Source organism: Brevibacterium sp. Z349TD_9, assembly GCF_056173565.1.
The window spans coordinates 198,920-211,319 of record NZ_CM149680.1 but is presented as its reverse complement, the minus strand read 5'-3'; the positions used below and the strand labels follow the sequence as shown (position 1 = coordinate 211,319).

Annotated in this window: 13 protein-coding genes; 10 read left to right on the top strand and 3 right to left on the bottom strand. The window is 69.6% G+C overall.

The window, feature by feature from the left end; translation table 11 throughout:
- Positions 1 to 2: 2 nt before the first annotated feature.
- Genes AC0VYB_RS00955 through AC0VYB_RS00935 form a run of 5 tightly spaced genes read left to right on the top strand, consistent with a single transcriptional unit; the run spans position 3 to position 4,249 of the window.
- The gene (locus AC0VYB_RS00955) at positions 3 to 854 is read left to right on the top strand and encodes a triose-phosphate isomerase family protein (protein WP_144588451.1); all 852 of its coding nucleotides are present in this window, start codon (positions 3 to 5) and stop codon (positions 852 to 854) included.
- Positions 851 to 1,606 carry a GntR family transcriptional regulator gene (locus AC0VYB_RS00950; protein ID WP_144588453.1) on the top strand — a complete coding sequence of 252 codons (756 nt, stop codon included), beginning with the start codon at positions 851 to 853 and terminating at the stop codon, positions 1,604 to 1,606. The genes AC0VYB_RS00955 and AC0VYB_RS00950 overlap by 4 nt, the downstream gene beginning before the upstream one ends.
- 52 nt (positions 1,607 to 1,658) lie before the next feature.
- Complete coding sequence (locus tag AC0VYB_RS00945; RefSeq protein ID WP_475384918.1) at positions 1,659 to 2,567, top strand: sugar phosphate isomerase/epimerase family protein; 909 nt, start codon at positions 1,659 to 1,661, stop codon at positions 2,565 to 2,567.
- A complete protein-coding gene (locus AC0VYB_RS00940; RefSeq protein ID WP_063248688.1) occupies positions 2,564 to 3,352 on the top strand; it encodes an SDR family NAD(P)-dependent oxidoreductase in 789 nt (262 codons plus the stop codon). Before AC0VYB_RS00945 ends, AC0VYB_RS00940 begins: the two co-directional genes overlap by 4 nt.
- A 15-nt stretch (positions 3,353 to 3,367) precedes the next feature.
- Positions 3,368 to 4,249 carry an NAD(P)-dependent oxidoreductase gene (locus AC0VYB_RS00935; protein WP_063248689.1) on the top strand — a complete coding sequence of 294 codons (882 nt, stop codon included), beginning with the start codon at positions 3,368 to 3,370 and terminating at the stop codon, positions 4,247 to 4,249.
- Between the two features lie 6 nt (positions 4,250 to 4,255).
- Here AC0VYB_RS00935 and AC0VYB_RS00930 read toward each other — a convergent pair whose 3' ends face one another.
- A complete protein-coding gene (locus AC0VYB_RS00930; RefSeq protein WP_131248184.1) occupies positions 4,256 to 5,047 on the bottom strand; it encodes an enoyl-CoA hydratase/isomerase family protein in 792 nt (263 codons plus the stop codon).
- A gap of 110 nt (positions 5,048 to 5,157) precedes the next feature.
- Positions 5,158 to 6,372 carry a CaiB/BaiF CoA transferase family protein gene (locus AC0VYB_RS00925; protein ID WP_131248185.1) on the bottom strand — a complete coding sequence of 405 codons (1,215 nt, stop codon included), beginning with the start codon at positions 6,370 to 6,372 and terminating at the stop codon, positions 5,158 to 5,160.
- Positions 6,373 to 6,523: 151 nt separating this feature from the next.
- Between AC0VYB_RS00925 and AC0VYB_RS00920 the strand changes: the two genes are divergently transcribed.
- The 5 genes from AC0VYB_RS00920 to AC0VYB_RS00900 all read left to right on the top strand — a co-directional run bounded on the left by AC0VYB_RS00920 (position 6,524) and on the right by AC0VYB_RS00900 (position 11,440).
- Complete coding sequence (locus tag AC0VYB_RS00920; RefSeq protein WP_131248186.1) at positions 6,524 to 7,252, top strand: GntR family transcriptional regulator; 729 nt, start codon at positions 6,524 to 6,526, stop codon at positions 7,250 to 7,252.
- A gap of 62 nt (positions 7,253 to 7,314) precedes the next feature.
- Positions 7,315 to 8,286: a tripartite tricarboxylate transporter substrate binding protein gene (locus AC0VYB_RS00915; protein ID WP_063248693.1), complete on the top strand. Its 972-nt coding sequence runs from the start codon at positions 7,315 to 7,317 to the stop codon at positions 8,284 to 8,286.
- The gene (locus tag AC0VYB_RS00910) at positions 8,283 to 9,314 is read left to right on the top strand and encodes a 4-hydroxythreonine-4-phosphate dehydrogenase PdxA (protein ID WP_063248694.1); all 1,032 of its coding nucleotides are present in this window, start codon (positions 8,283 to 8,285) and stop codon (positions 9,312 to 9,314) included. The genes AC0VYB_RS00915 and AC0VYB_RS00910 overlap by 4 nt, the downstream gene beginning before the upstream one ends.
- Complete coding sequence (locus AC0VYB_RS00905; RefSeq protein WP_009380102.1) at positions 9,311 to 9,913, top strand: tripartite tricarboxylate transporter TctB family protein; 603 nt, start codon at positions 9,311 to 9,313, stop codon at positions 9,911 to 9,913. The genes AC0VYB_RS00910 and AC0VYB_RS00905 overlap by 4 nt, the downstream gene beginning before the upstream one ends.
- 9 nt (positions 9,914 to 9,922) lie before the next feature.
- Positions 9,923 to 11,440, top strand: a complete 1,518-nt coding sequence (locus tag AC0VYB_RS00900; RefSeq protein WP_009380103.1) for a tripartite tricarboxylate transporter permease — start codon at positions 9,923 to 9,925, stop codon at positions 11,438 to 11,440.
- 104 nt (positions 11,441 to 11,544) lie between these two features.
- Here the strand turns inward: AC0VYB_RS00900 and AC0VYB_RS00895 are convergent, their stop codons facing one another.
- Entirely contained in the window at positions 11,545 to 12,378 is an 834-nt protein-coding gene (locus AC0VYB_RS00895) for an aldo/keto reductase (RefSeq protein ID WP_144588463.1), read from the bottom strand.
- Positions 12,379 to 12,400: the final 22 nt, after the last annotated feature.

The following is a 12,400-nucleotide window of genomic DNA, read 5'->3' as shown; positions in this document are numbered from 1 at the left end:
CGATGGCCGCCGCGACCACCGCTGCCACCCGCGCCGCAGGAGCGCTCACCGGCCCCGCAGGCGACTCCACCGCTGCGACGCTGCCCGACCGGATCATCGGGACGAGCCTGAAGATGTACTTCTCGCACGCCCGGACCCTGGAGTGGGCCGCCGAGGTGAGCGAGCTCGGCCGCACGCATCCCGCCGTGACCTCGGGCGCCGCCGGACTCTTCCTCCTCCCCCAGTTCCCCTCGATCCCCGAATGCGTCGCGCTCGGCGGCCCCCTGCTCATCGGTGCCCAGGACGTCGCCGCGACCGACTCCGGGGCGTGGACGGGTGAGGTCTCGGCCTCGGTGCTCGCCGAACTCGGCTGCCGGTTCGCCGAGGTCGGGCACGCTGAGCGCCGTCGGCACTTCCACGAGACCGACGACGTCGTCAGCGCGAAGACCGCCACGGCGCTGCGCCACGGACTCGTCCCCGTCCTCTGCGTCGGCGAAGAATCCTCGGTCTCCCCCGAGCAGGCCGCCGCCGAGGTGATGGTCCAGATCCGCTCCGCCCTGCCCCCGGCGAGCGCTGAGCTTCCCCGCCCGATGTCCGTCGTCCTCGCCTACGAACCGGTGTGGGCGATCGGGGCGCCTGCTCCTGCCGACCCCGAGCACATCACCGAGGTGTGCAGGCTCGTGCGCTCACGCACCCGCACCCACTTCCCCGCCCTCGACTTCCGCCTCATCTACGGCGGCAGCGCCCGCCCGGGACTCCTCACCCGGCTCGGCTCCGCCGTCGACGGACTCTTCCTCGGCCGGTTCGCCCACGAGACCGATTCCGTGCGGGAGATCCTCGATGAGGTCGCCGACGTCATTAAGCTGTCACCATGAATTCGCTCCCCGCCGTCCCCCGCCCCGACATCGAACGGCGAGGTCTGCGCGACCTCGTCTACGACCACATCCTCGAGATCCTCCTCACCGGGGAGATCTCTCCCGGCGAACGCGTGTCCATCGACGGTCTCGCGCGTCGCCTCGACGTCTCCCCGACCCCGGTCCGCGAAGCCCTCGTCGACCTCGAACGCACGGGCCTGGTCGTCAGGGAGGCGCTGCGCGGCTACCGGGTCGCTCCCCCACTCGACCGCGGACAGCTCGAAGAGCTCTTCGTCGCCCGGGAGACCCTCGAGACCACCGCCACGCGACTCGCCACCCCCGCCGACGACGCCTTCCTCGAGGACCTGCGAGCCGCCCACGCCGAACACGAGCGGGCCGGTGCCCGCGTCCGGGAGGCGACGGCGGCCGCGGAGAACGCAGCGGCCGACGACGAGGAGGCCCAGCACCGGCTCGTCGCCGCCGCCCAGGACTACTACGCGCGCGACCGCGCCTTCCACGGCGTCATCTTCGACCACTGCGACAACCGCTACCTCGTGCGGATGTCCGACGACCTCGGCGCGCAGGTCCACCGCCTCCGGCAGGCCCTGCCCCACGGCATCACCGACGTCGACGAAGCGGTGAGCGAGCACCGGGCCATCCTCGAGGCCTTCGCCTCCCCGGATCCGACCGCCCCCGAGGCGGCGATGCGCCACCACGTCCGCATGGTCGCCCACCGCGCCCTCGTCGAAGACCCCCAGCCACCGACCACCTGAGAGCGAACTGCGAGGACCCATGATCCCCACCGAGCCGATGATCGCCTGTTGCATGCACGGCTTCCCTCCCGTCGACCGTGACGGCACTGCCCTCCACGAGGCAGGTCCAGAGGAGTGGTCGGACATGCTCGCGACCGTGGCGGGCCTCGGCTTCACCGCCCTCGAGATCGCCGACAGCCACATCCGTCCGGCCGACCTCAGTCCCGAGGGTCGGTCCGAGCTCGCCCGGGCGGCCGCCTCGGCGGGGATCGACTTCTCCGCCGTCCACGTCCAACGGCGCTCGGTCATCGACCCCGACCACGGCGAGGACAACCTCGACTACGCCCACCGCACCATCGACGCCGCCGCCGAACTCGGCTGCCGGGTCTTCTCCACCGGGCTCCACCAACCCTTCACCGAGGCGCAGCGCCGGGCCCTGTGGTTCTGGACCGCCCCCGGCTGGCAGGATCCACCGGACCCCGAGGTCCGGGCGCTCGCCGTCCGCCGCCTCCGGGAGCTCGGCCGCCATGCCGCCGAGGTGGGTCTGCCGATGTCGCTGGAGATGTACGAGGACACGTACCTCGGCACCGCCGACTCCGCCGTGCGCCTCATCGAGGAGATCGGGCTCGACACGGTCGGGCTCAACCCCGACATCGGCAACCTCATCCGCCTCCACCGCCCGATCGAGGACTGGCGCGAGATGCACGAGGCCACCCTGCCCTTCGCGAACTACTGGCATATGAAGAACTACCAGCGCGACGAAGCCGGCGACGGCTCGTGGGTGACGACCCACCCGACGACCCTGCGCGACGGCCTCATCGACTACCGCGCGATGGTCGCCCGCGCCCTCGACCTCGGGTTCTCCGGCCCGTTCCTCATGGAGCAGTACGGCGGCGACAGCCTCGGCGTGTGCGCGGAGAACCGCACGTATCTCCTCGGGCTGCTCCAGGGCCCCTCGCCCCGGAAGGACTCCGCAGCATGAGCGCACCGACGACACCCGGCCCCGCGTTCCCCGACTGGCGCACCGCTGTGCTCACCGGGGTCGGCAGCGCCCACGGCATCGGCCGCCACACCGCCCACCGGCTCGCCGAGCACGGCTGGAACCTCGGACTCATCGCCCGCCGCGCAGATGAGGCCCGCACCCTCGCCGAGGAGCTCACCGCCACCCACGGGATCCAGGCCCTCGGTGCGGGCGCCGACGTCACCGACTCCACGGCCATCGCCGAGGCGGCATCCGCCTTCGAGGCGGGACTTCCGCAGATCGTCGCGCTCGCGAACTTCGCCGGCGTCTCCTCCTCGGTGACGTACTTCGAGATCTCCGAGGCGGAGTGGACCCGGGTCATCGCGAACAATCTCACCGCCACCCACCTCGTCACGCAGGCGTTCGGGCGGATCATGGCCGCCAACGGAGTGGGGCGCATCGTCGGTCTCTCCTCGGTCACGGCGCAGAAGGGCGGCGGAACGTACTCGAAGACCGCGTACGCAGCCGCCAAGGCCGGCATCGTCGGCCTCATGCGCGGTGTCGCCCTCGAACTCGGCCCCTTCGGGGTGACCGCGAACTCGATCTCCCCTGGCCCTGTCGATACCGACATCATGGGCGGGCCGCTCGACGACGAGCGCCGCGAGGCGATGGGATCGGCGACGCCGCTGGGACGGATCTCCGTGCCCGAGGACGTCTCGGCCACCGTCGAATTCCTCATCAGCGAAGGCGCAGGCCACATCACCGGTCAGACGCTGAGCATCAACGGCGGACTCTACTTCCACTGATCCCCAGGAGGATCGATGACCGACCAGATCACCTTCCTCGGGCTCGGCGCGATCGGGCTGCCGATGGCGCTGCGCCTCCACGCCTCCGGCGCCGCGGTCACGGGCGTCGACCCGTTCCCCGAACCGCGCGAGCGCGCGGCTGCGGCCGGCCTGCCCGCCGAGGCGGAACCCCGGTCCGCGGCGTCCGCGGGCACGGTCATCGTCATGGTCGCCACCGGCGAGCAGCTCGACGCCGCCCTCGACGGGGACCCGGAGACAGGCGTTTCCGGGCTCCTCGACCTCATGGCGCCCGGAGCGGTGCTCTTCGTCATGAGCACGGTCGGCCCCGAAGCGGTGAGAGCGGCCGGAGCACGTGCGGCGGAGCGCGGGATCAGCACCCTCGACGTCCCCGTCACCGGCGGCATCGCCGGCGTGCAGGCAGGGACTCTGCGCATGCTCGCTTCCGGTCCGCCCGAGGTCCTCGACTCCCGCCGGCCCGTGCTTCAGGCCCTCGGGACGATCATCGACTGCGGTGAGCGCCTCGGCGACGGCCAGGCGTTCAAGGCGGTCAATCAGCTGCTCTGCTCGGTCCATATCGTCGCCGCCGCCGAGGCCCTGTCCCTGGCCGGACGGCTCGGCCTCGACGAGGAGTCCGTGCTCGCGGCGATGACCGCAGGCGCCGGACAGTCGTGGATGCTCGCCGACCGGGGGCCGCGCATGCTCGCCGGACTCGACGCCCCTGTGGCGAGCGCTGTGGGAATCTTCGTCAAGGACACCACCCTCGTCGCCGATCTGGCCGCCGACCTCGACATCGACCTCGCCCTGCTCCCCGTCGCCGCGCAGCGGTTCGCCGCCGCAGCCGAACTCGGGCTGGCCCGACGTGACGACTCCCAGGTCATCCGCACCTACGATGCGTGAGCGGGATCAGCGTCCCGTCCACTCGTAGTCCTCCTTGGCGATGAATGCCCGCACCGCCTCGTGGAAGTCCTCCGACCCGTAGATCCGCTCGACGACATCGGCATCGTCGATGCCCCCGCCGAGGTCGGAGAGCCGTCGCACGATCTCCTTGACCGACCACATCGTCAGCGGGGCATGGCCCTTGAGTGTCGCCGCCCACTCCGCCGTCGTCGCATCGACGTCGTCGGTGACGGTGCCGAGGAAGCCCGCGGTGAGGGCTTCGTCGGCGTCGATGAAGCGGGCGCGCAGGAGCATGTCGACGACGCGGCCGCGTCCGAGGAGGGCGATGAGGAGACCGAGGGTGTCCCCCGACAGGCAGTTGCCGAGCGTCCGCGCGATCGGCACGCCGAAGCGCGATCCCGGGGAGGCCAGGCGCAGGTCTGCGCACGCGGCGATCCCCAGACCCCCGCCCACGCAGTACCCGTCGATGGCCGCGATGACGGGGACGTCGACCGCCCGGAGACGGGCGAGCACCTCGGAGATCCGGCTTTCGTAGGCGACTCCGGCGGGGCCGTCGAAATCGGTGAACTGGGCGATGTCGGTGCCGGCGACGAAGGCTCGTCCGCCCGCCCCGCGGAGGACCATGACGCGCACCGCGGGGTCGGCATCGACGGCGTCGCACGCCTCGGCGAGGCCCTGGTACATCTCCCAGGTCATCGCATTCCTCGCCTCGGGTCGATTGAAGGTCACGGTGAGGACGCCGTCGTCCCGCTCGACGAGGAGGTCCTCCGTCCTGACTGCTGCGTGCTCGTCGCTCATGGTCGTGCTCCTTCGCTCATCGTCGCTCTCCCCATCATCGTGCAGGTGTCCGTGATCGTGCCGCCGCCGTGCGTGATCATTCCACTGCCGTCCTTCCGCCGAGGTGCATCTCAGCGCCCTTTGAGTGCGGCGAGTTCCTCCGCGGTGAACCCGAGGTCGTCGAGCACTGCGTTGTCGGCGCCGAGCGAGGGCCCGGCCGGGCCGCGTCGCGCCGGCGTGCGCGACATCCGCATCGGTGAGCCGATCTGCCGGACCGTGCCGGCGACCGGGTGCGCGGAGTCCCAGTAGAAGTCGCGCGCGAGGAGATGGTCGTCGGTGAAGACCTCCCCGTAGTCGCTGATCGGTGCGCACGGGACTCCGGCCTCGTTGAGCAGTCCGACGACCTCGTCGGTCGTCAGCTGCCCGGTCTTGTCCTCGGTGAGGGCGATGAGCGCCTCCCTGTGCGTGAGCCGGTCATAGGACCGGGTGAACCGCGGGTCCTCGAGGAGGTCGTCGAGTCCGAGCGCCCGACAGAACCGCTCCCAGTTGCGCGGCGTGTTCGCCCCGACCGTGACGAACCCGTCGGCGGAGTGCACGGCCTGGTAGGGGGCCTGGTTCTGATGCGCGGATCCGTTCGGACGCCCGATCCTGCCTTCGGTGAAGTAGGCGGCCGCCTCCCACACGGCGTAGGAGACGCCGCTCTCGAAGAGGGAGACGTCGATGTGCTGCCCCTGCCCCGAACGGTCCCGTTCGACGAGGGCGGCGGTGACGGCGAGAGCGACGTAGAGCGCCGAGGTGAGGTCGCAGATCGGGACCCCGACCTTGGCCGGGGGCGAATCGGGGAAGCCGGTGATGCTCATCAGCCCGCTGCGCGCCTGCGCCATGATGTCGAGTCCCGCGAGATCCGCGAGAGGACCGTCCTGGCCCCACCCGGAGGCGGAGGCGTAGATGATGCCGGGATTGCGCTCGCGCACGCTCTCGTACGAGGTTCCCAGACGGGCCATGACGCCGGGCCTCATGTTCTCGACGACGACGTCGGCGGTCTCAGCCAGGCGCATGAACGCCTCCCTGCCGATCGGGTCCTTGAGGTCGAGGGTGACGGACTCCTTGTTCCGATTGAGGAGCATATTGGGCACGCTCTCGCCGTCGACGTACGGCCCGGTGCTGCGCGTCTGGTCGCCGCCATCGGGATTCTCGATCTTGATCACCCGGGCGCCGAGGTCGGCGAGCTGCATCGTCGCGAACGGTCCGGCCATGAACACGCCGAGTTCGAGCACCGTGACGCCGCTGAGAGCGCCCGGTGCCCGCGGTCCCGCGGACTCGTCGGGAGGTGTGTCTGCGCTCATGAGAACTCCTCTGATCTTCATCAATCCTCTAGGAACAGCTCACCCGACGCCGTTGATCTTCGACGACAGACCGAGCCGACCCATTGAAATTGCAGTGTGATGCGGGTTACAGTCTTCACACTACTGTATACAAAAGAGGATCTATCGAAAAGTGTCCACTCTCCTCCCGGCTCAGCCGAGTCTCGCGATGCAGGCGAGACAGGCTCTCGAGCGCACGATCCTCGCCGGCGACTATCTCCCCGGCGAACGGCTCGTCGAGGAGCGCCTGTGCGCAGAGCTCGGGATCTCCCGTCCCCCTCTGCGCGAGGCGCTCAAGGAGCTCGCGCACACCGGCCTCGTCGAACACATCCCGCGCAAGGGGGTGAGGATCATGTCGATCACCCAGCACGACGTCTTCGAGATCGCCACTCTGCGTCGCGATCTCGAGCGGATGGCGCTGCGTCTGGCCCTGCCCGACCTCGCCCCCGAGCGGGTCGAACGATGCCGGGCCGCCCTGCGGGAGATGGAGAGGATCGCCGAGTCCGGGACCGAAGGGGACATGGTCTCCGCTGGGTTCGAATTCCACTTCGCCGTGGTCGGGCTGGCCGGTCACGGCCGCATCGAATCGACGTACCGGGCGATGGCGATGCAGCTGCAGATGTGCATGGCACTCAACAACCAGGCCCGGCGGGAGATCGAGGACCTCGACGGCAACGTCGCGCGCCACGCCCGGATGCTCGACGTCATCCTCACCGGCGACCCCGAGGCCATCGAAGCGGAGTTCGACGACCACGGGAACCTTTCGTTCCTCATCGACGTCGTCGACCGCCTCGACGGGGCCACGCCCGAATCGGACCGCTGGCTCGAGGAGGTGCGCTCCGCCTTGCCCCCGGCGACGTGACCGCCGCGGACCCCACCGTCCCAGACCGACACCACCTCACACTTCTGTCAAAGGAGATGGAAATGCACCTGAAGAGACTGCTCACCGCCACGGCCGCAGCCGGCGTGCTCGCCCTCGGGCTGAGCGCCTGCGGGCAGGGGTCGACCGCCTCGTCCGACGGCGGCTTCGAACCCAAGGGCAACGTCACCATGATCGTCCCCTTCGCCGCCGGCGGCGGCAGCGACATCGCGGGCCGTGCGACGGCCTCCGGACTCGAGGAGACGACCGGCAAGACGATCACCGTGCAGAACATCGAAGGCGGTTCCGGGGCCGTCGGCTACTCCGAGTTCCTCGGCCGCAGCGGCGATCCGAACTACCTGCTCGCCACCGAGACGGCGATGCTCGCCCTGCCGGCGACCCAGGACGTCGAATTCACGTATGAGAGCTTCACCCCGATCATGAAGCTCGGCGACGACTACACGCTCATCGTCGCCAAGGCCGACTCGCCGCTCAATACCTGCTCCGACCTCGTCGAGAAGGCGAAGAAGGAGCGCACCGTCGTCGCGATCTCCGGAGCGACGGGACTCGACAACATCACCTTCACGCTCATGGAGAAGGCCACGGGGGCGAAGTTCGACCGCGTGCCCTTCGAATCGGGGTCCGAGGTCATCACCGCAGCCCTCGGCGGACAGGTCGAGGCGATCTCGGTCAACCCGGGTGAGGTCCTCGGCCAGCTCGAATCGGGCGATCTCAAGCCCCTGTGCGCCGCCTCGGAGGAACGCTACGAGTACCCCGAGCTCAAGGACATCCCGACCGCGAAGGAACAGGGCATCGACGTCGCCTTCGCCCAGTTCCGCGGCGTCATCGCTCCCGGGAACATCCCCGACGAGGCCAAGCAGTACTGGATCGACCAGGCGAAGGCGTTCGCCGAGACCGATGCCTACACGAAGTACATCGAGGACAACATGATGCAGCCGAACACGGCCTACGGCGACGACTTCTCGAAGTACCTCGCCGAAAACGACAAGGAGCTGCGGGAGGCGATCGGAAAGTGACCGCCTCGACGCCCAAGCCGCGCATCGTCCTCGTCCCCGGCGACCTCTCCGGGGTCGGCCCCGAACTCCTCGCCCGCATCCTCGTCGACGAGGGCAATCGGGCCCGCGCCGACCTCACCGTCACCGCGACGCCGGACGAGCTGCGCTCGTTCGCCGACACCGCCGGCGTCGACCTGCCCGACCTCGAGGAGATCGAGTTCGTCGGCACCGCCTACGACGGTCCCGCCATCCCCGTCGGCGAGGTGAGTGCCGACGCGGGCAGGCGGGCGCTGATCGACCTCGGCACCGCGCTCGACCTGTGCGCGGCCGAGGACGCCGACGGAGTCCTCTTCTTCCCCCTCAACAAGGGGGCGATGTCGCAGGCGGGCATGACTCAGGAGGACGAGCTGCGGTGGTTCGCCGAGCGGCTCGGCTACCGGGGCTTCACCTCCGAGCTCAATTTCATCGATGCGCTCGTCACCGCCCGGGTGACCTCGCACATTCCGATCTCCGAGGTCGCTGCGGGCATCCGCGCCGGCAGGGTGCTCGAGACGATCGAGCTCCTCGACCGCGTCGTCCGGGAGACGAGGACGCCGACCCCGCGACTGGCGGTGTGCGCGCTCAACCCGCACGCGGGTGAGGGCGGGAAGTTCGGGCGCGAGGAGATCGACGACATCGCCCCGGCGATCGCCCTCGCCCGCTCCCGCGGGATCGACGTCGCAGGCCCCTTCCCCTGTGACACTCTCTTCTCCCGGGCCGCCGGCGGCGACTTCGACGGCGTCGTGACGATGTACCACGATCAGGGGCAGATCGCGATGAAGCTGCTCGGCTTCGACCAGGGCGTCACGGTCCACGGCGGCATCCCGATCCCCATCGCCACCCCCGCCCACGGCACCGCGCACGGGATCGTCGGCACGCGCACGGCGGAGCTGAGCCCGAGCAGCCATGCCTTCGATCTCGCGGTGCGCATGTCCGCCCACCGCGCGGCCGAGCGGGCGAGGACCGCCGCACCGGAGAGTGCGGCCCCCGCGGAGGTGGGCGTCCGATGAGCACGGTGGCGGAGCGGACCCCTCCGCGGAACCGACCCGAGGTCTCCGACGTCATCGGCACCGCGATCCTCGGCATCGTCGGCGCGGTGGCCGCGATCATGGGGCTCGGCTACGGGCTCACCGTCGAGGGCGGCCAGGTCGGTCCGGGCATGCTTCCCTTCCTCACCGGTGCGTTCATCTTCCTCGCCTCGGTGGCGGAGATCTTCCGTCTCTTCTTCGCCCGTGTCGGCACCTCGGGCGGACGGATCATGTCAGCGGTCGAGGACATCGAGGCCACCGCCGCGGAGTCGATCGACGCCGCCGCCGATGCCGTCTCCGCCGACGGGGAGGCCGTCGACACCTTCGGCCGCACGGAGAGGCAGCGCAACCGCGCGCCCTTCGTCATCTTCCTCACCTTCGGCATCGCGCTCGCGCTCGTGCCCGTCCTCGGGCTCATCATCGCGCTCTCGGGGGCCATCCTCTTCCTCCTCCTCGTCGTGGAGAAGCAGAAGTGGTGGGTCTCCGCCCTGGCGACGATCGGTGCGGCAGTCTTCGTCTACATCGTCTTCGGCCTCGTCCTCTCGGTCCCCCTGCCGACCGGGATGCTCGGCCTCGTCTGAGGAGTTCCCATGTTCGACAACCTTCTCATCGGGCTGGAGACCGCGGTCACCCCCGAGAACCTGCTGTGGTGCTTCGTCGGCGTCCTGCTCGGCACGGTCATCGGCCTGCTGCCGGGGCTGGGATCGACGACGGGTGTCGCGATCCTCCTGCCGGTCACCCTCGCCTTCGATCCCGTCACGGCGCTCATCATGCTCGCCGGCATCTACTACGGATCCCAGTACGGGTCCTCGATCAGCTCGATCCTCATCTCCACTCCCGGGGACTCCTCGAGCGTGGTCCTCACCATCGACGGCTATCAGATGGCGCGGAAGGGCAGAGCCGGTGCGGCGCTCGCGATCTCCGCCCTGGCGTCGTTCTTCGCCGCCATCGTCTCCCTCATCGCCCTCATCGCCTTGGCCCAGCCGATCGCGCGGTTCGCGCTCAACTTCGGCCCGGCCGAGAACCTCGCGATCATCCTCCTCGGGATGGCGACGATCGTCTCGTTCGCCGGGGAGAACATCCTCCGCGGCATCACCATGGCCGCCGCCGGGCTCCTCGTGTCGATGGTCGGGGTCGCCTCCGGCTTCTCCACGGCCCGCTTCACCTTCGGCAGCGTCAACCTCCTCTCGGGGCTCGACTTCGTCGCGGTGATGATCGGCATCTTCGCCGTCGGTGAGGTCCTCCACCAGATCCGCCGAGGCGGGGAGAAGCCCATCCGCGCCCGTTTCCGGGATCTGCTCGTGACGAAGGAGGAGCTGCGACGTGCGGCACCGTCGACGGTGCGCGGGACCGGTCTCGGCTTCACCGTCGGGGTCCTGCCCGGTGCCGGCGCGACCCTCGCGACGTTCCTCGCCTACGGTGTCGAGAAGCAGGTGAGCCGGTTCAAGCACCTCATCGGCAAGGGCGCGCCGGAGGCGGTCGCCGCACCTGAGGCGGCGAACAACGCGGCCGCGAACGCGAGCTTCATCCCCACCCTGGCACTCGGCATCCCCGGCAGCGGGACGACGGCCGTCCTCCTCGGCGCCTTCGTCATCTTCGGACTGCAGCCGGGACCGCTGCTCTTCCAGCAGGAGCCCGACATCGTCTGGGGTCTGCTCGTGAGCTTCTTCTTCGGCAACCTCATCCTGCTCGTGCTCAACCTGCCGCTGGCACCGGTGTTCGCGCAGATCCTGCGGATCCCCTACGTCTTCCTCTACCCGATCGTGCTCATGATGAGCTTCGTCGGCGCCTTCGCCCTGGGCAACAACATGTTCACCCTCTGGGTGGTGTTCTTCTCCGGGCTCCTCGGCTTCTTCATGAAGCGCTTCGACTTCCCGGCCGCACCGTTCGTGCTCGGACTCGTCCTCGGTCCGCTGCTCGAGAAGTACCTCGTGCAGACCTCGGCGCTGGGCAACGGGAACCTCTTCATCATGTTCCAGCAGCCGCTCTCGCTCATCCTCACCCTGGCCGCGCTCTTCGCGCTCGCCTACCCGCTCATCGGAGCGGTGGTCCGGAACCTCCGGACACGGCGGGCGGACGCCCGCCGCCGGGAGACCGTGTCGCACTGAGGCCGCTGCATCAGCTGCCCGCGCGCTCGGTCAAGGCGCAGCGCGGATGGCAGGCGATGCACCACCGGCTATCCGCGCTGCGCCTTGAGTGAGGCCCCGGGCGCTCACATCTCCTCGTGGGAGAGCGGATCCCGGTCCTTCATCCGGCCGCGCTCGAGACCGGAGATCGCGGCCACCTCGGCGGGGGTGAGGTCGAAGCCGAAGATGTCGGCGTTCTGCCGCTGCCGGTCGGGATTCGCCGACTTCGGGATCGGGATGCTGCCGATCTGGGTGTGCCAGCGGAGGACGACCTGGGCCGGTTCGACGCCGTGGGCCCGGGCTGCCTCGGTGATGGGGTCTTCGGCGAAGAGGCCGCCGTCGCGGTAGAGCGGGGACCACGATTCGGTCTGGACGCCGATCGATTTGTGGAAGTCGACGAGCGCGGTCTGCGGGAAGTAGGGGTGGAGTTCGACCTGGTTGACCGCGGGGGTGACTCCGGTCTTCTCGATGAGTTCGGTGAGCATCTCGGCGGTGAAGTTCGAGACGCCGATGGACCTGACGAGTCCGCGGTCGCGCAGTTCGATGAGTCCGCGCCACGTGTCGACGTACTTCCCGACGCTCGGGTTGGGCCAGTGGATGAGGTGGAGGTCGAGGTAGTCGAGGCCGAGGCGGGCGAGCGATTCCTCGGTGCTCGCGATCGCCTCATCGAATCCGTGGTGGCGGCCGGGGATCTTGCTCGTGACGAAAAGGTCGGCGCGGTCGACGGGGCTCTCCGCGATCGCCTGGCCGACTTCCCTTTCGTTCTCGTAGTTGACGGCCGTGTCAAGGAGGCGGTAGCCGCTCTCGATGCCGGCGGCGACCGATTCGACGCCCTCAGGGCCAGTCATCGCATACGTGCCGAGTCCGATCTCGGGGATCGGACGTCCGTCGTTGAGTTCGAGAGTGGGAATCGCAGTCATGACTCCACCCTAAGACCGCCGA

Coding starts and splice junctions, on each gene's coding strand:
- AC0VYB_RS00955 (WP_144588451.1), top strand. CDS start 3: ATGGCCGCCGCGACCACCGCTGCCACCCGCGCCGCAGGAGCGCTCACC.
- AC0VYB_RS00950 (WP_144588453.1), top strand. CDS start 851: ATGAATTCGCTCCCCGCCGTCCCCCGCCCCGACATCGAACGGCGAGGT.
- AC0VYB_RS00945 (WP_475384918.1), top strand. CDS start 1,659: ATGCACGGCTTCCCTCCCGTCGACCGTGACGGCACTGCCCTCCACGAG.
- AC0VYB_RS00940 (WP_063248688.1), top strand. CDS start 2,564: ATGAGCGCACCGACGACACCCGGCCCCGCGTTCCCCGACTGGCGCACC.
- AC0VYB_RS00935 (WP_063248689.1), top strand. CDS start 3,368: ATGACCGACCAGATCACCTTCCTCGGGCTCGGCGCGATCGGGCTGCCG.
- AC0VYB_RS00930 (WP_131248184.1), bottom strand. CDS start 5,047: ATGAGCGACGAGCACGCAGCAGTCAGGACGGAGGACCTCCTCGTCGAG.
- AC0VYB_RS00925 (WP_131248185.1), bottom strand. CDS start 6,372: ATGAGCGCAGACACACCTCCCGACGAGTCCGCGGGACCGCGGGCACCG.
- AC0VYB_RS00915 (WP_063248693.1), top strand. CDS start 7,315: ATGCACCTGAAGAGACTGCTCACCGCCACGGCCGCAGCCGGCGTGCTC.
- AC0VYB_RS00905 (WP_009380102.1), top strand. CDS start 9,311: ATGAGCACGGTGGCGGAGCGGACCCCTCCGCGGAACCGACCCGAGGTC.
- AC0VYB_RS00900 (WP_009380103.1), top strand. CDS start 9,923: ATGTTCGACAACCTTCTCATCGGGCTGGAGACCGCGGTCACCCCCGAG.
- AC0VYB_RS00895 (WP_144588463.1), bottom strand. CDS start 12,378: ATGACTGCGATTCCCACTCTCGAACTCAACGACGGACGTCCGATCCCC.